Consider the following 20,276-nt stretch of genomic DNA (forward strand, 5'->3'; position numbering starts at 1 on the left):
AAAGGCCAACGTCTAAACGTTGGCCTTTTTAATCTGACGGGCTTACCGGGATGTAGGTGGGCAAAGTTAACCGACTTTGACAGATTGAAATATCAGAGGTATACGGCACGTTTGGGCAAAGTTAATCTTCCTATTGGAAGAAGTTAAAGTGCGGAAACCTATTTTCGGCCAAAGTTAGACGCCATGGAAATGAACAACGATTTTAAAATTCGGTTAATTGACAATTTGTCAAAAGAGAATATAAATTAAACTATATAACTCACTTATTCAAGTACGTCTTAGTAAGTTAATACCAGTCTATTTTGGCAACTTTTAACTGCCAGCCCTGACACCCACCTCCAACCTATGACTGTACATAAATACAGCCATGTCAACTGATCCATGATCCTCTAAGCTCGCCGAAAGCATAGAAGAGGAGCCGCTGCTCAGTCTGGGTAGATACTCCTGCTCCGTCACCATCACGTAATAAAGCATCGCTAGGCTGAATCGAATGGGCCAGCCTTCTCTGGTCTAGAGGAGGCCTATTGCCCTCTCCATCCATACGGACAAACTCAACAGACCGCTCTGATAGCTTGATACCAGCTGCAGAGTACGTTCGCATGTCCACTGATCACCAACGGTACTCCACCGAAAACCAATCAGCAGCCATCCATGCATACGCAATGAGCCATGGCATGGAAATCATTACAACTTACCGAGACGAAGGGAAAAGCGGCCTGGACATCGGCGGTCGTGATGCTCTGCGCAGGCTGCTAGACGACGTCCAGACCGGACATACCCAATTCCAGGTCATTCTTGTCTATGACGTCAGTCGCTGGGGACGCTTTCAGAACACGGACGAAAGCGCCCACTATGAGTATCTTTGCACTAGCTCAGGCATCAAGGTTGTGTATTGCGCAGAGCCATTCGAAAACGACGGTTCGCCTTTGGCAACAATTTACAAAGGCATCAAACGATCTATGGCAGGGGAGTACAGCCGAGAGCTATCCCAAAAAGTTTTCGCTGGTCAGTGCCGCCTGGTCGAAAAGGGTTTTCACCAAGGTGGGCCAGCAGGATATGGATTACGTCGTGCATTGATCGACGAGAAAAACGAATTCAAGGCAGAACTATCAAGGGGCCAGCAGAAGAGCATCCAGACCGACAGGGTCATTTTGATTCCTGGGCCCGAGGCGGAAATTGAGGTGGTTCAGCGCATCTACCATCAATTCGTCCACGACAAAATGAACGAACGTGAGATCGCCAACGCACTGAACGCTGAAGGACTGATCACCGACTTTAACCGTCCTTGGAGCCGGGGTAGCGTCCACCAAGTGCTGACCAACGAAAAATACATCGGTAACAATGTCTACAACAAAACGTCCTCCAAGCTACGTAAACGCATCAGTCGCAACCCACCCGACAGGTGGGTTCGCTGTGATGGAGCATTCCAGGGAATTGTCTCGCTAGAGGTGTTTGCGGTCGTTCGCGAAATAATCTTGCAGCGCTCACATCGCCTGGACGATGCGCAAATGTTGGAACTGCTTCGTACTCTATTGAACCGGGCGGGTTTACTGTCCGGAATGCTCATCGATGAGCAGGACAACATGCCGTCTAGCACTACCTATGTAAGCAGATTCGGCGGGCTTTTACGTGCCTACACACTCATCGGTTATACACCCGACAGAGACTATCGATATTTGGAGATCAATCGCTCCATAAGACAGCTGCATCCGAAGGTTCTTGAAGATGTTGTCAAACACCTGAAGCAAGTCGGAGCCCAAGTCGAGCCCAATGCTGACAATGACCTACTGACCGTTAACGGTGAGTGGACGGCGTCCGTGGTCATAGCGCGCTGCCAGGCGACACCTACAGGGACTCTTCGCTGGAAGCTCAGATTCGACAACAGCCTGGCGCCTGACATCACGATTGCTGTCCGCATGGAGCACGCAAATCTTCAGGTGCGGGACTATTACCTGGTTCCCAGTATAGATATGGGGGCATGGCCACAAAAAATGGCCGAGGAAAATAGCCCTTTAATCGACAGCTACCGCTTCACAACGCTGGATGTTCTTGATGGGCTTGCTGCCCGTTGCTCCCTGAAGGAGGCTTGCCGATGACCGTCCCATCAACTTCACGCGAACGTGTCGCACTAATTCCTATAGCACAAATTCATATCCTGAACCCTCGAACGAGGAATAAGAAGGTTCACCGCGAGCTCATCGAAAATATCAAAACGGTGGGCCTCAAACGCCCCATCACATTAAGTCGAAAAGCCTCGCCGCAAGGCGCGCTCAACTATGACCTTGTGTGCGGACAAGGCCGTCTAGAGGCGTTCCTAGCACTGGAGGCCACAGAGATTCCAGCGTTTGTGATTGATGCTGTCGAAGAAGATTGCCTTGTAATGAGTTTAGTAGAGAACGTAGCTCGAAGGCAGCATCGCCCGATAGATCTCATGAACGAGGTTGGACGCTTGAAGGAAAGGGGCAAGACAGACGCAGAGATCGCAATAGTAATTGGCAGCACCGCATCATGGGTCAGTATGATTGTTGGGCTGCTGGAGCGCGGTGAAGAAAAACTCCTGTCAGCTGTCGAAACCGGTTTAATCCCTTTAAGCATGGCAACCGACATCGCCCGAAGCAGTGAAAGCGACATCCAAAATTTGCTCACTGATGCCTACGAGCGTGGAATAAGAGGAAAGAAAATAACAAAGCTGCGACACCTTTTAGAGCTCCGAGCCAAGAAAGACAAATTTGTGCGGGGGAGCTCATTAGGTGTCAGCCAGAATAAAAAGAAAAGACTGACGCCCGCAGACTTGAGACGACTATTCGAACGGGAGGCCGAACGACAGCGCTTAATGGTAAAAAAGGCAGCCTTTACCCACGACCGGGTTGTTTTCGCCATTCAAGCGATTAAAGAGCTCTTATCCGTCAGTGACTTCGAAAAGCTACTCTCTGCAGAGCATCTGAATTTGATGCCAAAGCTGATACAGACTCGGCTTCAGAATGGAGGGCAGTTGTGATGTCTGACCAAAGACTTGAGCCTACTCACGCTCAGCCGACCCACCTTCCGAAAAATGCCTTTTTGGATGAGTGCGTTCGAGTCGAAGTGGCCAATATTCTGCCCCTGAAAATCTCAAGGCCTGCGGTAAAAGAAAGCCTCAAATACCAGCAAATTTTAGCATCAATCCAGGACGTCGGCCTGGTCGAACCACCCGCTGTAACACCAGTACCTGGACGTGGTGGACATTACTTTCTGCTAGATGGCCATCTACGCATTGAGGCGCTGAAAGACCTAGGAGAGTTGGAAGTCGACTGCCTCGTGGCAACCGACGACGACACCTACTCTTATAACAAACGTACCAACAGAATATCTGCCGTTCAAAGCAACAAAATGATAGTGCGGGCAATGGAGCGTGGAGTCTCTGCGGAGCGGCTTGGCAAAGCGCTTGGATTATCACCGCAGACCATCAAGCAAAAATTTCGGCTGCTGAATGGCATTTGCGCTGAGGCGATTTCGCTTCTGGGTGATACGGACTGCCCAGCGAATGTTTTCAACCTCCTGCGGCAGATGAAACCACTGAGGCAAATTGAAGCGGCTGAATTGATGATTGGGAATAGAAATCTTTCTGTACTGCTCGCTAAAGCACTTTTGGCTGCCACACCTTCAGACCAGTTGGCAGTACCGAGAAAAAACCAACCTGATCAACAGATCTCTGCCGAATCAATCGCTCGCCTTGAGCGCGAGCTTGCCGCACTGCAGATGCAGATCAAAACAGTGGAAGAAGACTACGGGCCTGATGTCCTACATCTCACTGTCATTAAAGGCTACCTGGCCAAGCTTCTTGCCAACGCTGCTGTCGTTCGGTGGCTGGCTAGGCACCAACCTGAGTTCCTGAAAGAGTTCCAATCCATCGCCGAGTTGACCGAGCTACCTTGGGGAATTCACGAATCAGATGCTGCCCAACTGGAGCCGGCTGTCGAGGCACAAGAATAATTTCACGTGATCAAGCGACGGTGGGAATTTATATGTCGAGGTTGAACCGCTGATCTGGCGCGACAAACCTGACCACTCAAGCTTGAAACAGATCCATTGAACTCGAACGGTCTTCAAGACGATAACCCATCGCTCGATACCCGCTTTGGCGCTTTTCCCACATCCGCATCAACGCTGGATGCCCGGCATCGATAAACTCGATTATGCGCACATTGGATTTACTCGCATGCTCTCGATGCAAACGCCCTGCGTACTGCTGCAGTGTGCCTTTCCAAGAAATGGGCATTGCAAGCACCAAAGTATCCAATGGCGGATGGTCAAATCCCTCACCTATGAGCTTGCCAGTGGCCAATAGCACTCGAGGAACATCCGGTGGTAGGGCGGCCAACTCATCTGTCAGGGCTATGCGCTGCTTTTTCGACATACGTCCATGCAAGGTAAATAGATTCTGCACACGACCAACGAGTGCCGCCTCGATGACGCTCAGGTGATCAGTGCGCTCTGTCAGCACCAGCACTTTACGTCCTTGATTGAACGCCTTTTCGACTTCAAGCGTGACCCGCTCTGTGCGTTCAATATTCTCAGCAAGGTGCCGGAATACATCTTGAATACCAGCTCCCTCGGGTAGGTTGATCGGAGCTGCTAACAGCAGAGTTTCCACCATCAAATCATCAGGAGCACTGGTTGGCCTGCTCGCCGTATGTCGAATCGGCCCACACTGCATAAATATGATGGGGTGCTGACCATCACGGCGTACCGGTGTAGCTGTTAGCCCAAGTACATACTTTGCCCGAACATTTTTCAGGATTGCTTCAAACGAAAATGCCGATAAATGATGGCATTCATCAACTATGACCTGCCCGTAGTTTTTCACCTGTTCGCTAACTTGACCCTGCCTCGATAGGGACTGCATTACGGCTATATCAATAATCCCCGTAGGCTTGGCTTTTCCGCCGCCGATGGTGCCGACTACACCTTTACCGAGACTAAGGAACGCCTGCAGTCGCTCTTGCCACTGGCGAAGCAGATCCGTTCGATGCACAAGCACGAGCGTATTCACACCGCGACGCGCGATCAATGCAGCAGCGGCCACGGTTTTACCGAAAGCTGTCGGGGCACAAAGGATACCAGCATCATGTTGTAGCATCGCCGTTACAGCAGCCTCCTGATCCTCCCGCAATGCACCGACGAAGTTCAGGTTGATGGGCTCGCCACCAAAACGCTCATCCTCAATGATCGGAGCAATGCCGTTTTCCTTCAAAAGCTCTAACACGACATCTAGGCAGCCACGGGGTAGGGCGATGTGCTTGGGGAAGTTATCTGCACAACCGATGATGCGGGGCTTGTTCCAAACCGACAGACGCATCGCCTGTGCCTTGTAGAATTCTGGATTCTGAAACGCAGCCAGCCTGACCAACCGATTAGCCAACGCCTGGGGCAATCCTTCTTTTTCAAAGTAAATCAGGTTTGCCAATGTAACCGTTAAAGATGCTGGCATTGGGCAAGATAGTCTTTGTTCACTTGGGTTCTTCCAAGGCTCTTGCTCGTCCTCCTCAGCAACGAACGTTACATCCAAAGGATGAGCGTGGCCCGTCGCACATACGATGGCCGGATCAATATCCTCCACGGCCATAGGCTGGATGCTGGCCAGGAATGCCCATTGATCAACATACGGTTTAAGTTCGTCGTCAACAAAGACACTGCATCCGTACTCGCGAGCTTTCTTCTGCAAAGGCAGCGCAATCAAGTTGCCAAAACCACCTTTCGGCATCCTGTCCTGGTTCGGGAAAAGTCGGTCATACGAACTCAGCTTCAGCTGTCGAGTTCGAGCGCAGGTATGACTAATGATCGCCGTGCCCAGTCGCCGGGCGTCCTGAGCTGTGACAGCCCTCGCAAAGAATACCCAAGCATGAGCTCCATTACCGGAGCGCGAGATTTCCAAAGCCACGGGTACATCCAGCTCTCGACAGGACTGGGCGAAACCTAGCAAGTCATCGCGCCAGTCGGCCTCGTCGAAATCAACAGCAAGGAAGTTACATGTGTCGTCGGTGAGTAAGGGGTAAACGCCTGCGACTATCTCGCCCGCCAGGTGCCGATACAGCACCTGTTCATCCAACGGCACTAATTGACGGTGGCTGCACTCTCCACACTTGATTTTGGGCTTCTGACAAACACCCGGACGCCATTCATTCGCACAAGCTGGCGAATACCCTGCCTTTCCGGCTTTACTCTTCCAGCGCTGGGGGAATACATCAGTACGTCCTAGAAACAAGCGCTGAAACAGCTTCAGTTTCGCCTTGGTTCCAAGACTCTGTGTGGGTAGCTCGACTACAGAAACAGGTGTGGCAGGCACCGCTGCTGGCAGTCGCCATTCAATAGCGTTGGCCTCCAGCAATGCAATCAATCGAGCATTTTCTGCCTGGAGCTCTACCAGGAGATCAGAGTCAGTCATGGAGTCGATTTTCATACCTGTACAAACCACAATGTCTCAGTGTCAGGACTACAACGTGTATCAAAAGCTTCAGTAGCCCTCGGCCCATTCTCGACAGGGTATGACAAGCCAGTCGCAACGAGCTATCTCTGCCAGCCAAATCGCTCCGCTAAATAGCGCCCCTAGAAAAGTAATCTACCACGTGCGCAGCATCCATAACGCAGGGCACGCGTCGACGAAAATTTGGGGACGACTCACAGGGTTACGCTGAATAAAGCAGGATTTAACCTCTGGTATACGCACTGCACAATGCTGTTCGAGTCCGCTGTCGACAAACGAACTTGGGCCAAATGCTCCCGCTTCGGGCGAGAAAGATTACTCCACTCTTGTCTGCACAGGCTGGTGCAAGGTGGTGAGTGCTAATGATCGCCTGTTTTCGCCAGCGCGGTTCCTATTGTAAGTGCCTGGGGGTGGGGTAAAAGCCACCGGTCAGTACCTTCAAAAAGTCGTTAAGTGACTGCCGACCATTGTTACCTTTGAACGTGACGATTACATAGCAACTGCCGCTGGCGGTAAGGAGTATCCAGTAAGGGCTCCTGTGCGCCATCAGGTGGATATCAGAGGTGCGAATGCGATGCCCGTCTTCAAACCGTCCTGCACCTGCACGAGTATGCTTATGCACCACACCGACCGCAGAACACGCCACAATCTCGACTTCTGTCAGGAAGGCGGTCACTGCCATACCGCTGAAATGCCGCTCTGCCGCCGCGAGCCGGAGCTCACCGAAACCTGTTGAGGTTGTCATGTCAGATTCCCTGCCAATGAGGTGGGTAGGCCAGGCAAGGCCCGGTCTAGAACACCTTTACCACTGTCGCCAACTCTGCTGATTTACGAGTGCCAGGGCCCAGCAGAAAATACGCGGTGTTGCGGGTCTGAAAGCAGAAACCATCCGAGAACGACACCATTGGAGTAGTACGCACCCAGTCTCCCGGCTTCAGCCGTCCTTGGCTGTCCATGACCACCTCGTGCGCATAGATCATGACGGGGAGACGAGCATCACGCTCCAGCGCTTCCAATAGTGATGGCGGCATCAACAGATCAATCCAGATCCATTGCCTGACTAAACAATACGGCGCATGACCGAAACGCAGCTGGGCGAGTGCTATGGCTTCTTCATCGGAAACATTGTGGCCGAGCATCGAAATGCCCTCGCCATACAACAGCTCTGTGATCGCATCCAAGTTTTTCATGACCGGTAACCTCCGCTGAGCATGTGCATCGTCGACGCCCTGCCAGGCGCATACGTTAAGCATTCGATCTGGTGGCACGACTACCTTAGCCGGGCCGATTCTCCGCCCCGAACAACCCGTCCGCGAGATCCGCCATAGTCAAACAACGAGTTTTCGTCCCCATACTCGCGCCGTTAGCTTTTCGAGGACTGTCGCCGGCAGGACGCCCCAACGCTAATTTGATCAGGGCATCTGTCGATATCAAGGCACCGCGCTGAGTACCTTCAGACGTCACGTGGCCGCCCCTTACCATGGCGCCTTTACTTGCCAAAGAGTTGGTTAGGTGTACTGACTTACTGCCCAAGCGCTCGGCAACTTCTGCGACCACAATGTGCGTGGAGAGAAACATCAGCAGATCCACTACCGAAATGAACACCCTGCGGCTTCTGCCCAAGGACTCAACGCGGGCCCCCAAATGACCTTGTTCCACCCAGGCTTTGATGTTCTCGTGCTTCCAGCGAGTCATCTTGGTGAGATCCGTAATGGTCAGCTCAAACAAGGCAGAGTCTTGTCGCAGATGCCCCAGGATTTCTTCCTGATCGAATCCAAAGGCTGCTAACCCCTGTACTTCAAGAGTTCTTGATACTGGCTTGATCTGACCAGTGAAAATCAGCCGATAGACTTCACAGGCTTGGTGGTAGGAGAAGCGCTTAGCGCTGATGTCTTCAATCCCGAGGGTTGTGTGGCAAACCACAGGCACCGGCGCTTCGGCGAGCACGTCGATCAGGCGTTGGACATCCTTCTTTAGAAATTCCCCTTTAGCGAACAGGGGTCTGTCGCTTTCCGGCACTCGATTTAAGGTTCCCGATTCCAGTAGGCGCGCGCGCACCCGACGAGTGATGTTGAGGATACGGAGCAAATCCTTGCTGGTGACGAGACCTTCTGCAGCCTGCTGGAGCGCCTCAACTGCTGAGCGGTCGATTAGGCAGAAGTCGACCAACGCCCCCTGTATGACCTTCCCAGGCAACTGGCCAGTCTTCACGTACGACATGATTCGGTCGGGCGAAGAACCAAGCAAACGGGCAGCTTCATTAGCGGTAAACGTAGCCTTTAAGCCCAATAGCTCTGCGCCGATATACTTCATTTTTCGGTTGATCGGAGTATGGGCATGGCCGAGGATGATATCGGTAACGATGGCCCGTAAGGGTGCGTAAGCTGCGGAGTTGAACGAGGCGTTCAGCTCTCTGTACCAAGCCCCCAAATGACGAATGAATTGCCTGGAGTCTGCCTGGTTCGCAGCCTGTACCTTTGCTAGCACAAATGTCCGAAATCCAGTCAATAAATCCTGAGCCATCACATAACAAGCCTGATTGATCTCAACAGCACGTTTAAAATCAATGGCCACATTTTTCCTGTGTGGCACCTTCAAGGTCAGATTGGCGAGAAACAGCAGGAATCTGTCGATGTCCTGCGGGACACCCGGCGCATGGTTCAAACCTGAAAGCACCTGCTGATTCTCACCGGTGCGCAGGAGGATCGATGAAATCAGGAGGTTGGCGGCATCGGCTGGCAGCGCGGTCGCTAGTGACAGATCGCATCCGCAACCGCATTGAGACACGGCACCCCGATTTAATTCCAACGACGATTCACATGCCGGGCACTCGGCGATGAGCAGTACCTGATGCAGCGGACAGGCCGTAAATAGCTGATGATGCCACGCCTGGCGGATATGACCTGATAGCTGCAGGCACTCCGGACAGACGGGGACAAGCTTTCTCAGGAATAACCCAGCAGCCATCGATCCTTCTACAGCAGGAAACGCTGCCAAACGATCAAGCCGTTGCGCATCTAGCCCATGGTACTGCGCTATGGCAGACCGCTCCCCATCGGTGTAACGGCTTTTTAGCCGTACACCGGGCGGTCGCAAAAGGGCATGGGTAGACCCAAGAAAGTTCTCCTCCGTCAGTCTCAACAGATAGCCGTTGAGGCTTTCGTCAGATATGTCATCGTTTGGTATGAACGCCAGCATTGTTTTTTCCCCTTAGATGCGCACGCCGGCTTCTTGCATGACCTTCGCATAAACCAAGGCCATGTGTTCAACCAAGACAGGTTGCTGAATGTCGAAGGGATTGAAGTCGATCAGCCGACCCATCACGGCGCGTTGATAGGCCAAAGTAAACGCTTCATAGCCTGCTACCTTGTCGGCTTGCCCAACCAGTTGCACCTCGCCGAAAAGCTTGTGGATCAGCCCATACCGACCTGCAGAGGCCAAGTACATGCGGCGAGCAAACTCCGCATCATTAAACGCAAACGTGTCCCAGCCATTCTCAGACAGGTGCTCCAGTGCGCTGCCCAGCGCGCTGCGGAAATGCTTGTAATCCGTGCCCTGCCATTGATATGGGTAGTATTCGATGGGGCTCAGGGCTCGATCAGCCAATTGTTCATTTTCCTTGAACAGCCCGAGCAGGGTCGGTAGTCCCGCCAGCACGATGCTGGCTCGCGTCTGATCAAAAATCAGCTTGATGAAGTCAGCAGCCGCACGCACTGTCGTGCGTCCACTGCGCTCCAGCATGTGTTGCGTCTCGTCGAAAATGAGCAGCCGCGTCGACTGCTTGTTGACCGCTTTGATGAAGGCATCGGTCGCCAACACATGGTTCCTGAACAGCGCGGTACTCATGCCGATGCTGACCAAACAGGCATCCGGCAAAGCCCGCCCGGTGAGATGTTTGGGACTTACCACATAGATAATTTTGCGGTGTCCCAAAGGTTCACTGGTTGTATGGCTAGCGATGATACTTGCCAACAACTTCGACTTGCCGACGCGGGTGGGCCCGACGATGGGCAGGATCTGTGGATCACCGCTCTCCGTGCGCGCCAAGGCGCATTCAATTTCAGTCTGTACGACGTTAAAACGGTGATGACAGACTAAAGGGTTCATCACTTGGTTCATGGTTGTGCCCTGCGCGGCGCGGGTTCAAAATCATCCTCACTGGAGTCGTCCGCCTTTGGCGATACGAAAGCATCTAGTGGTTGGGAGGTGTACTTTTCGAGCTGGCCTGCTATTTCGGCCTTCTCCGAGACTTTTTCGCGCTCACGCAATGCCTTGTTGTTAGCCTTGATTTTTGGACGCCGCTGGCTGTCAGCCGTGAACTGGGCGAGCATTCGGGCATACACGCGCTGATAGTCGTGTCCATTCATCTCAGCGTTGCCACCCGAATAAGCCTTCTTCAACATCTTGGCCACCACGAATGACACCTCTGGAATACCGACGGTTTTATTGTGAAGTCGGATCAGGCTGCCATCGTCAGGATGCACAGCAAAGATCGCGGTGCAATCTTCGGGGTTGTACAAGATGTCGATGGTGCTGATGGCACGCTCGCGCGCCAATGCGGCCATAGCTTGGCTATGGAATTGAAAGCCTTCAAAGTCGACGCCGTAGTGTTGAAGCTGGCGAGTATCCCTGTTCACCTCAAGAAGCAACTTCTTCAGTTGATCGAGGGAGGGTGGCGGCACTGGCAGGAAATTAGACAAGGCCTCATCCATCGCCATTTTGGGGGTCATGGGCTTGCCATATCGAAAGCCAAGCTTCTGATTTGGACGGTGGATGTAGACGTCGGCAACGAATGTCACGATGTGCCGGTAGATCTCTTCGATTGAGTAACAGGCCTCAGCCTCGGCCTTGGCATGACGATTTTTGATTCGTTTGTCCTGGCTCTGCTTAGCACCCGGCATTTTGGTGAAAACACCGTCGTCGGATGCCTTGAAGAATGACTCCACGTGCGGCTTGTCGTCGCCTCGGGCAATCCGGGCGTACTCGATCTGAATCCCCAAGCGCCGTACGATGCCCAAAGATAGGTCGGAAAAATTCTCTGACGCATTGTCGAGAACCACTGTGGAAATGCCGCAAGGCTGCACCCAGTCCGTTACGATGCCGAAACGGTCTTTGAACGCCTGGTCTTTCGGCGCCAGAAAGAACTCGAACACTTTCAACAAGGTGTATTCGCTTGGCTTACCGCCGCTAACATACACGGCGACAGGGTATGAAGCATGTGCACAAACCATGGCGTACATGGTCAGCTCGGTATAGCGGTTACCGAATTCGTCGCGGCAATACACATCCAATGTCTTAGCGTCGATTTCAACACGCTCGAAGGGCTGCTTCACGTCATAACGCCGGACAGCCTGACGATTCCAAAGATTGAACGTGCGAGGATCAAGGCGCCCCTCTTTCACCAAAGAGCTGGGCAATTTCTGGAGAAGACGACTGATCGTCTTTCGATCAATCTGCTCTTCAGCCCCTGACTCTTGGCAGAGGTCTTTCAGCTCTTGATTGATCATCGTCGTCACGGACGACAGATTCACTTTATCGTCTTTCATGAACGTCTGAATCAGGACACGTTCCGCGACCTCCTTTGCTCCGGATTTTTTCGCCCACCCGGAACCGCCCCGGCGACTGAAATTTGGGATAAGTCCTTCGTACCCATGACATTTGAATTTGCGCCGGTAATTCTGGATGCTTTTGTTCGAAGGCCTTTTGTGCTGGTGGAGTAAACAAAATGCATCCACACGCTCATTGCAGGCTTGATCATCCAGAGATTGGGCGTCAAGTGATACTAGGAGCTCGATCAGTTTCTGACGAAAGTCGGCTTCCTCTTGCTCGGTTTTAGACCAAGAGCGCTTTGTAGCCTCGACTTTCCGACCAGGCAATGCAATGTCACCAGAGGCGACCTGATTATAAAAGGCTCGAATATCGACAGCGCGCTCAACACCACCCTTCGCCTCGAGAACGATGTCCCCCAACAGTGGCTTGATGGCCTTGATAACGTAGCAGGTGTCCTGCCATACGACAGCTTGCCCTGCCTCTAAATTAGAGTTCATAACGAATCACCTCAAAGGCTTCCAACGAGCCAAATGCAGGCGCAATTTCAAAATCCATCAGCTCGAACTGGTGTATCTCAAGGTCAAATTTGACAACCCCGAGTAGCACCCCCGCTGCGAGCTGGTAGTTCGCCGGTAAGCCTGTATCCAGGATTTGGCGGACAGGGCCTTTGAGGCGGTCGGGAGTAAGTGCTTGCAAAGGAGCGGCCCACTGCGAGAGAGCAGCCGATGCTTGTGTTAAATAGGGTATGAACAGCTGAACATTTCTGAGGTAGTGACCCTTAAAGTCATCTTCAGAAAGAACGATGAAGCGCATGCCTTTACTCAGCAGGGCACTTCTCACCAACCTCAGGAACTCAGTTTGCTCCTCCACAAAAAGACGAGGTTTTACTTCCACGACAACCTGTAGCTCGTCCAGGAGGACAGAAAAATCAGGCGTGTAATACATCGTGCCCTGAGGTTTGATCAGGTGCTTCTCTGATAACAGATCACCCGTTGATAAATCGAGTGTGAACGGTTGTGCCCGGTAGGAGCGAACTCGGGGATCCAGCTCGAACACCTGAGCAACGGATTGCTCAAGCCGAGACTCCACTCGGATTTCGACATTGCCATTTTTTGCCGAGCACATGACATATGCCCTGCGCGAACGCCTGACCCGTTTTGCAACGTCTCGGCTGAAAGCATGGCTTTTACTGTCAGACTTCATTGGTACACTTCACCAAATAATTGAGCTGTTAGGTATAGCCCGAGGTCGATAAACTGTCAAGATTTGGTGATGTGTACTCAAAGGACACATCTGGACTACACGGTTAGCTTGGGGATTGAAATGGGTAGGCAGGCACGCCAACACTGGTACACGCTATACAAAAATGTGCAGGCGCAATTGGATGCCTACCAGGGAAACGACAGCATCAACCTGCTGATCCGAAAACTCGCAGACGAGCAGGGGTACGACGCCAAGGTCGTTTCGCGAATGCTGAAAGCCGGCAATTTCCTGGATCGTATTGCAGGGCCATGTTCCTCTGAACAGGTGGGCTGCGGTTACGCTCACATTGAACAGCTTGAACGACTACACCAGCTCAAGAGTGAAGTAGCTTTGTCACTTGTGCAAAGCACGCTCGCTAACCAACAGACTTTGCTCGACCTTCGCAATATTACAGAAGGTCATGCGAAAAGCGTGGGCACGCCCACCACCACCAGTCGTGCCCGCGCTCGCTCCCGAGTCGCCGAGCACGAACGTCGGTGCGGCGAGTTGCTGGAGATATCGGGGCCAGACTTTTTCGGTTATCCCGAAGGAGAAATGATAAAGGCCGTTCATTCTGATTTATTCAATCAGTTCTTCATGATCCAAGTGGATGGGCACCCCAAGGCAGCCATATTTATAAGGGTGGGAGATACTTCGCGAAAAGAGGAGAGAGCTGCCGCAGACTTGCTCAAGCTGGCTAGCTTGGCTCGAACGTATTTTGAAAAAGTATGGTACGTATTTCCTCATGGCTCGTCCCTTGTTCACGAACTCGCTTTTTATGCGCATAGTATGAATTCTTTTAGAAAATGGCTTTTCTTGGGCACCCTCAACGAAGAAGCATCGCTGATTGAGCCATTCCATAATCTAGGAAAAACGGTTGAGCGGGAGCTTTTCGGATGGTCAGACCCATTAGGCTGGGAGGGTTTTAGCCTGCCAAGTAAACGGCGCGCAAGTGGCTCATTCCGTCCCGTCAGCAATGAAACCTCCAAAAAAGCCTAATTGTTCGGCCAGCGCGATTACCGATGGGCACCACAGGCAGACTGAAACGGCCACGATATTTTTTACAGCCGTCCTGACTTCCACCAAATGGTATGGGCAACTGCCTGCCTTCTGTCACAAATTGCGGGCGTATGGAAGCAGGCCGTGATAGCTTTTAGCCATTCGCTAAAGGGAAATCACGAATGGTGGAGCAAGGAAAAGCTCAAAGTAATTTTGAAGAAGCACTAAGCACCTTAACTGGGAGGTGCTATTTTGCAATTTAGACTGATCTCTGCATTCCTAATATTTATCGGCTCTTATACGCCACTGGCGATAATTCTCGCGATCCAAAATATTCCATTCGACTGGTGGTCTCGCTCTTTTTGCGCGCCTAGAGAACTTGTGGCATTGACCTGTGCGATCAACCCATTTAAAAATCCGATACTAGCAATAGCATTCATTATATTAACAATAAGCTCTGCCGCTTTAGCAAGTGAGCTATTCAAACGAATTAGCTTCCCCCACTGCATTGAAGTAGTTTCCGTTAAAGCAGTGCCCAATGAAATTATCAACTATACATTTCCTTATGTCGTTTCGTTTATGGGCATTAGCTATTCAGAGCCAGAAAAGTTGTTAGGATTTTTCATATTTCTTTTGTGGATGTTTGCCATCACCTATAAATCTGGACAAATAATCATGAATCCCCTCCTGCTGATTTTCGGGTGGAATCTCTACGAGGCCAATATCAAAATCAATGGTGTGACGCGAGTGGTGAAGATCTTGAAAAAAGATTCTTTCCCTCCAGGGCATTATAAAGCACAAACTATTCAAGATTTCTATATCTGCAAGGAGTAGCCATGAAAGCGCACTTTGACAGTTTCAAAAACTTTAACTATACCGACTCTACCGTGCACCTGTGGATATTTAAGAAAAGCACCACAGATCGAAAATTCAACACTGCTTACGTTCAAACAGATGCCAAAGTAAACCTCCTTCTTAAAAATGTGCTTATCCGAGAAGCAAATCGTACGACCGAGTTCGCGCAATACTCTTACCTTGCTCAAACTAATGAAAATAGTTGTTTAACTGCCCCGGCTCTCGCAACCAATTTTTCGCTACTAAAATTGCAGGTGGATCGCCCCGAGCCTGAGTGCGCGGTAACCTCGGTCGAAGAACTAAAGGGTGCTCAAGGTTACGTAGTCAAATTTTCTCATAATGGGCAGACGATCTATGCTGTAAAGCGCTCGACCGCTTCATGGAAAACGTCATACCCCAATAAATTCATCAATATGATTTTCAGTAATGGTGAGCTCTCAGCTGCTGAGGACAATGGTTTCACTATAGAAAAAAACTTTGACTTTTACTGTTCAGTGGACACCTTGCTTATCACCTCTAAGCGCGCATTCGAATCATTAATGCAGTACAAAGAAGCTTACAAACAAGCCTTCACGGTTTTGCAAACTAACGCTGATTTCTCAAATTTATTTTCTGACATCACCCCCCTTGTAGAGTACATAGGAACTAACTCCACGCAATTACGACGCATGGCCACGATTGAGCAAAAATCTCTTTATTCCAATCCTGGCTTTATAAACAGCTTAAAACAGGTTAATACGCTTAGGAACTGGGGAATGAATTTTGATCAAGTCAACGGCAAGATTGTTGTCTGCAACTTAACAGCACCTACAATTCTACAAGTCCTATTGGATCACCGTCTGATGAGTGAAGTCACGAGTAATATTTACGACGTACCTGATGCCGTACAAATTTAACCCTACGAGAGATCCAGGAGCACCACTTAGTAAATACCAGCCTGTCCACTGGCGGCGCTAAAATTCGGAGGGCGGAAACCGACTGGCGCGCCGCTTACTTTTCCTTCTACTTAACGACGAATTGCTTTAGTTTTTCTCGAGAAGCAATAATTTGCTCACGAAGCTCTTCTGGATCGATGTACATCGCGCCTTCCGGCGTAACGTGCAAGGTTTTAAGTTTTTTGGCGGCATCAATGAACGCTTGTTCACGGCGCTCCCAGTAGGTGAGTTGTCGAGGTTTTCTGAACCAGCCCATACTGAGACCCTCCGTACGATTTCATTCAACGTAGCATTGCCAGCCCTCGGCGACACACCGGTCGTCAGTTACTAGGATTCCACCAGAACAGTCGAGTGCTATACAAGCAGCCTACGCCCCTTGAATAGTAGCCGATTGAAAAGCTGAGCGTGACTAGGAAAATACCGCCATTCGCGACCACAAGGAGGTGCTGATGTGTAATGCCTGGAATCATCCTAAAAACTGCAGTTGTGGTTGGGGCGGTGATGGACATATGGGGCGATCCATCAATACCTTTAGCGCGCCATTGGCCCCCAGCGGCTGGTTCATTTCATTTACCAATACCTACCACAGCTACGTCAATCCCAACGCCAGCTGCCCAGTGTGCGGGGCGGCGGTGTTCTTTTATCAATCGGCCAGGGGTGGCCGAGTTTTCTTCGACGAGTTGGGCCCGCCTTGGCCTAAACATCCCTGCACCGACACTAGCAGCCGACCAGGTAAAGCTCCTGCCACAGGTGAGCCAACCACCTATGCTTGGCAGAGCGCCGGCTGGCAACCGTTCATTATCGAAGCGGTCACAGGCATCGACAAAAGCTACCTCAAGCTGACCGGAACTCGTCAGGGACAGCACCTTTCCCTCTACCTGCGGCGGGTCGTGGCGCACCATCAACATCATCAGGTGCTGTCCGAGCATAACCTGGCGCAGATTAAAGCCATAAGCGACGGTCACTTTCTGCTGTCGATTCTGCTCCCGCAGGGCTCGCCAGTCACCCTCGACGTGTACAGCCTGCTTGCTCAAGCGAGAGATGGGCGAAGTACAATGGCTGAGTCGGCGAAACCCATCCCTGCAGATAAGCGAACTGCCTCGTTGATTAAGATATCCAGTCCACGCCGGCCCAACGTCCAGCGTGAGCCGAAGAAACCGACTGAGCAGGCTGCAGCGACCACGACCATGGCCTTAGCCTTTCGCAAGGCTCAGGAACGTCAGGGACATTCCTAACCTCCCTACGATTTGAGCTGCGCGTAATTGGCGATTATGGTCAATCAGAGCCCATTCCTGGCCAACTGCTGGCAACCACTTAACCAATGGCGGTTACCAGCATCGTCCCCTGCGCTATACCAGCAACCTAGGTTCTGGTTTCACGTACCAGCGAGAAAGTCATAGTCAGTTCCCTGAGATCGCCGATGCTACCGAAACGGGGGCGGCACAGCCGTCTACAGGTTTCGGCCACACAAGTAATGCTGCTTTCAGTAGGGACTCAGAACGCCTGGCAACGGCATCGTCATCCCAAGCTACGAGCGCTGTCTGATGAAAATAGGTATTCAGCAGCAGGGCGCTTTGACCCAGTCGAGATCGTTTACCCAGAACCGGCTCACAGCAAGCATTATGAGTGTCGGCAAAGGGGCCATTGCTGATTGAGCTGTTCAGCGGCTGGGTAAGCAACGTCAGGTTCCCAAAACCATGAACTACTGCCTCTCTAAGCTGACGCTGTGGCTCGGTCATCTCTGCTATTTGGTATGTAGGTAACTTTTCCCAGCTCTGCGGCATCACATGTTCGACAGTCAAGTCAGACTGGACTGGCACATGATTACTGCCCTGCTGAGTGCCACGAGCGGCGTATTCCAGCGCCCGCAGGACACCGCACGTTTTAACGGGCCGAAGTTCCTTATAAACCGGACGATGACACCACTTGTCGCTAAACAGGGTGTCATCCGGCCAGACCTCGCTCGGGGCCGTCGCCGCCAAAAGTATTTTGCGCAGGGCTGTATGAGGGGCCTCGACACCCCCCGTCACCGCTTGCAGCACACGCATGAAAAAGCGGTTGTAGCCCTTGGTGGTCAATCCACATACCGCGCGTCGCGTCAGATAGGAGGCCAAGTCGCCGAGGGCCTGTTTCAGCTCAACGCTGTCGGTTCCCAGTTGCTCACGCAGTGCGAGGTAAACCGGGGTGACCGTACCCACGTCCAGTGATTTAACCAAGCGTGCAAACTCAGCCAAGTACCCAGTGCCCTCCGGTGATACCAACTCCTGAAAGTGATGGCTGGACGCAACAAGTCGCGCCAACTCTACTTCAAGATCGCGTGGCTGCTTTTGCCACCATGCTTTGTATGACTGAAATACATGACTGGCGAGGGTAATTTCCTGGCTACGCAAGGTAGCGTAGTTGTAGAAGAACAAATCAATGCGCGGATAGGTCAAGCGGCCCTGACGCTCCTTTTCTCGCCAGTAGGCATTTGCCGAAACGCCCTTGCCGGTGGTCGCAACAAGATCAAAAGGGCTCCAGTACCGTTCATATAGTTGCGGTACAGGCTTCCCCTGGCGGGCAGCTTCAAGAAAAACGAAATTACGTACCAGGTCAGACGCCAGCAGTGGTTCACCACGCGCATTGAGTGTTTCGAAGATGACCTGAGGGTCATCCTCCACTTCCAGCGTCAGGGTCATGACCTGCACATGATCGGCTAATGCCATATAAAGTGCCTGAGCGCGCTCCGGCCCTAGCGGCGTGTGGGCTTGCAAAGGCGAAACTTCATTACTGCGACGTATATCCGAGATCAGCGTATCGCCGAACGTGGGTTCGGTAGCAGGGTCGACAACATCTGTGAGGTCAATTCCCCGCATGTAGGCAAGACAAGCGTGGTAGAGGTATAAGTAGGTCTGCACCATCAAGGGCCGCTCAATTCGAGTGCGTCCATTACGTACCGGGTATTCCGCTCCGACGTCCTGAATGGAAGTGGTGGTATCACTCAGACGGCGCATCTCGTCTTGTCCAGCTTGGGTTGGCCAGACCTTGTAATGATCTTCTGTCCTCTGGTATGGGCCTGGATTACGTACCAAGCCATCGAGCATTTGTGGAATGGGGCTTTCTATCAGTTCACATGCTGCCTGGCGAAAGGCCAGTAACAGGAGTTGTAAGGTGGTGGAACGCTGCTGACCATCAATCACCTCGAAGGCTGGCGCTCTGCCGAAACTGTTCGGCACCGGTGTCATCACAATCGACCCTAGAAAGTGCTTCTGTAATGGCCTCAGTGCCGCCGTGGTGCCAGTTGATGTCAGCGATTGTTGCTCCAGTACAGCATCAGCCCGGTCTTGGATGTCAGTCCACAGCGGGCCAACCTGCTTCTCCAAAGTCCATACATAACCCCGTTGAAAAATGGGAATCTGGTACTGATGGGGGGTACTAAATAGGCCGGTAACCGTGGTTTTATTGGGTTGCATCCTAAATCCTTGTCTGTACTGAAAATCGGCATTTCAGTAGTCTTTGGGCTGCTCTGAAGATCAAACCGCATCCCCAAACACCGCCCTCTCCAACACCTGATGATGCCTCTGCCAATCAGGCATATGACTAGCCACCAGCCCCCAGAATGCCTTGGTATGGTTCTTTTCCACTGTATGGCACAGCTCATGGACGATAACGTAGTCCTGCACACTGGCTGGTAGCTCCATCACGCGGGGATGAAACTCCAGAGCGTTGTTCGCATCGCAGCTGGCCCAGCGGCTTTGGAAATGACGGATACGAGCACCAGTGGCTTGAAGACCAGTTTCTCGCTGCCAGTGACGGACACGTACCATCAGCTTCTCCTGAGCACGTTCCCGGTAGAAACGCTCCAGCAATGGCATCAAGACATCGGGATGGATGCTCGCACCATCAGGGTTATCCACAATAAAGCGTGATGCGGTGAAGGTCAGTCGGGGCTTGAGAATATCCGGCGCATTCCTGACTTCGGTGAAGTAGGTGCGTCCGGCATAGCGCAGGCGGCTACCCGTCACGATGGGCTCGCTAGCCAGGGGCTGATTCACCCGAGCCAGCGTTTCGCGAATCCAGCGCGCACGACGCAACACCAAAGCCTCTTGTTCAGGCTCATCCACCTGCGGCCCGCGCAGCAAAACAGGTCGTCCCCGTTCCACTGTCACGTAGTGCCGCTTAAGCTTGGCATCGAGCTGGAAGTACCACTCGATAGTCGTTTGGCCGTAATTCAATACTGGCATGGTCAACGC

17 protein-coding genes are annotated in these 20,276 nt (G+C 52.0%); 7 read left to right on the forward strand and 10 right to left on the reverse strand.

Going from position 1 to position 20,276, the window contains the following annotated elements; all coding sequences use genetic code 11:
• Positions 1-524 precede the first annotated feature (524 nt).
• The 3 genes from WH299_RS09630 to WH299_RS09640 are packed head-to-tail and all read left to right on the forward strand — an operon-like array spanning position 525 to position 3,972.
• Positions 525-2,096: a recombinase family protein gene (locus WH299_RS09630; protein WP_269835488.1), complete on the forward strand. Its 1,572-nt coding sequence runs from the start codon at positions 525-527 to the stop codon at positions 2,094-2,096.
• Positions 2,093-2,998, forward strand: a complete 906-nt coding sequence (locus WH299_RS09635; protein WP_145317768.1) for a plasmid partitioning protein RepB C-terminal domain-containing protein — start codon at positions 2,093-2,095, stop codon at positions 2,996-2,998. Before WH299_RS09630 ends, WH299_RS09635 begins: the two co-directional genes overlap by 4 nt.
• Complete coding sequence (locus WH299_RS09640) at positions 2,998-3,972, forward strand: plasmid partitioning protein RepB C-terminal domain-containing protein (protein WP_198864755.1); 975 nt, start codon at positions 2,998-3,000, stop codon at positions 3,970-3,972. The genes WH299_RS09635 and WH299_RS09640 overlap by 1 nt, the downstream gene beginning before the upstream one ends.
• Positions 3,973-4,048: 76 nt before the next feature.
• Here the strand turns inward: WH299_RS09640 and WH299_RS09645 are convergent, their stop codons facing one another.
• From WH299_RS09645 to WH299_RS09675, 7 genes are all read right to left on the reverse strand, one after another.
• Positions 4,049-6,424: a TOTE conflict system archaeo-eukaryotic primase domain-containing protein gene (locus WH299_RS09645; RefSeq protein WP_339550187.1), complete on the reverse strand. Its 2,376-nt coding sequence runs from the start codon at positions 6,422-6,424 to the stop codon at positions 4,049-4,051.
• A 430-nt stretch (positions 6,425-6,854) separates the two neighbouring features.
• Positions 6,855-7,208: a hypothetical protein gene (locus WH299_RS09650; protein WP_198864756.1), complete on the reverse strand. Its 354-nt coding sequence runs from the start codon at positions 7,206-7,208 to the stop codon at positions 6,855-6,857.
• Between the two features lie 46 nt (positions 7,209-7,254).
• Positions 7,255-7,653 carry a DUF6957 family protein gene (locus WH299_RS09655; RefSeq protein WP_339550146.1) on the reverse strand — a complete coding sequence of 133 codons (399 nt, stop codon included), beginning with the start codon at positions 7,651-7,653 and terminating at the stop codon, positions 7,255-7,257.
• An 85-nt stretch (positions 7,654-7,738) separates the two neighbouring features.
• On the reverse strand, positions 7,739-9,661 hold the full coding sequence (locus WH299_RS09660) for a TniQ family protein (protein WP_339550147.1): 1,923 nt from the start codon (positions 9,659-9,661) through the stop codon (positions 7,739-7,741).
• A gap of 12 nt (positions 9,662-9,673) precedes the next feature.
• Positions 9,674-10,582 (reverse strand): TniB family NTP-binding protein, encoded by a 909-nt coding sequence (locus tag WH299_RS09665; RefSeq protein ID WP_339550149.1) that lies wholly within the window; start codon positions 10,580-10,582, stop codon positions 9,674-9,676.
• Positions 10,579-12,510 carry a Mu transposase C-terminal domain-containing protein gene (locus WH299_RS09670; protein ID WP_339550150.1) on the reverse strand — a complete coding sequence of 644 codons (1,932 nt, stop codon included), beginning with the start codon at positions 12,508-12,510 and terminating at the stop codon, positions 10,579-10,581. The genes WH299_RS09665 and WH299_RS09670 overlap by 4 nt, the downstream gene beginning before the upstream one ends.
• On the reverse strand, positions 12,500-13,216 hold the full coding sequence (locus WH299_RS09675; RefSeq protein ID WP_339550152.1) for a hypothetical protein: 717 nt from the start codon (positions 13,214-13,216) through the stop codon (positions 12,500-12,502). Before WH299_RS09675 ends, WH299_RS09670 begins: the two co-directional genes overlap by 11 nt.
• 108 nt (positions 13,217-13,324) lie before the next feature.
• Here WH299_RS09675 and WH299_RS09680 point away from each other — a divergent pair, with 108 nt between their 5' ends.
• The 3 genes from WH299_RS09680 (at position 13,325) to WH299_RS09690 (ending at position 16,005) form a co-directional block, all read left to right on the forward strand.
• The gene (locus WH299_RS09680; protein WP_339550154.1) at positions 13,325-14,254 is read left to right on the forward strand and encodes a hypothetical protein; all 930 of its coding nucleotides are present in this window, start codon (positions 13,325-13,327) and stop codon (positions 14,252-14,254) included.
• A 252-nt stretch (positions 14,255-14,506) separates the two neighbouring features.
• Positions 14,507-15,088, forward strand: coding sequence for a hypothetical protein (locus tag WH299_RS09685; RefSeq protein ID WP_312405053.1), 582 nt, complete (start codon positions 14,507-14,509; stop codon positions 15,086-15,088).
• 2 nt (positions 15,089-15,090) lie between these two features.
• Positions 15,091-16,005: a DUF4868 domain-containing protein gene (locus WH299_RS09690; RefSeq protein ID WP_339550156.1), complete on the forward strand. Its 915-nt coding sequence runs from the start codon at positions 15,091-15,093 to the stop codon at positions 16,003-16,005.
• Positions 16,006-16,111: 106 nt separating this feature from the next.
• On the opposite strand, the gene WH299_RS09695 is transcribed toward WH299_RS09690, so the two are convergent.
• Positions 16,112-16,300, reverse strand: coding sequence for a hypothetical protein (locus tag WH299_RS09695; RefSeq protein WP_339550157.1), 189 nt, complete (start codon positions 16,298-16,300; stop codon positions 16,112-16,114).
• Between the two features lie 193 nt (positions 16,301-16,493).
• Here WH299_RS09695 and WH299_RS09700 point away from each other — a divergent pair, with 193 nt between their 5' ends.
• Positions 16,494-17,279, forward strand: coding sequence for a hypothetical protein (locus WH299_RS09700; protein WP_339550158.1), 786 nt, complete (start codon positions 16,494-16,496; stop codon positions 17,277-17,279).
• Positions 17,280-17,444: 165 nt separating this feature from the next.
• Here the strand turns inward: WH299_RS09700 and WH299_RS09705 are convergent, their stop codons facing one another.
• Positions 17,445-19,496, reverse strand: a complete 2,052-nt coding sequence (locus WH299_RS09705; protein WP_339550160.1) for a DUF262 domain-containing protein — start codon at positions 19,494-19,496, stop codon at positions 17,445-17,447.
• Between the two features lie 60 nt (positions 19,497-19,556).
• The gene (locus WH299_RS09710; protein ID WP_339550161.1) at positions 19,557-20,267 is read right to left on the reverse strand and encodes a YgjP family zinc-dependent metalloprotease; all 711 of its coding nucleotides are present in this window, start codon (positions 20,265-20,267) and stop codon (positions 19,557-19,559) included.
• Positions 20,268-20,276: the final 9 nt, after the last annotated feature.

Origin of the sequence: Pseudomonas sp. MYb541, assembly GCF_037479595.1 — a bacterium.
GTDB lineage: Bacteria > Pseudomonadota > Gammaproteobacteria > Pseudomonadales > Pseudomonadaceae > Aquipseudomonas > Aquipseudomonas canadensis.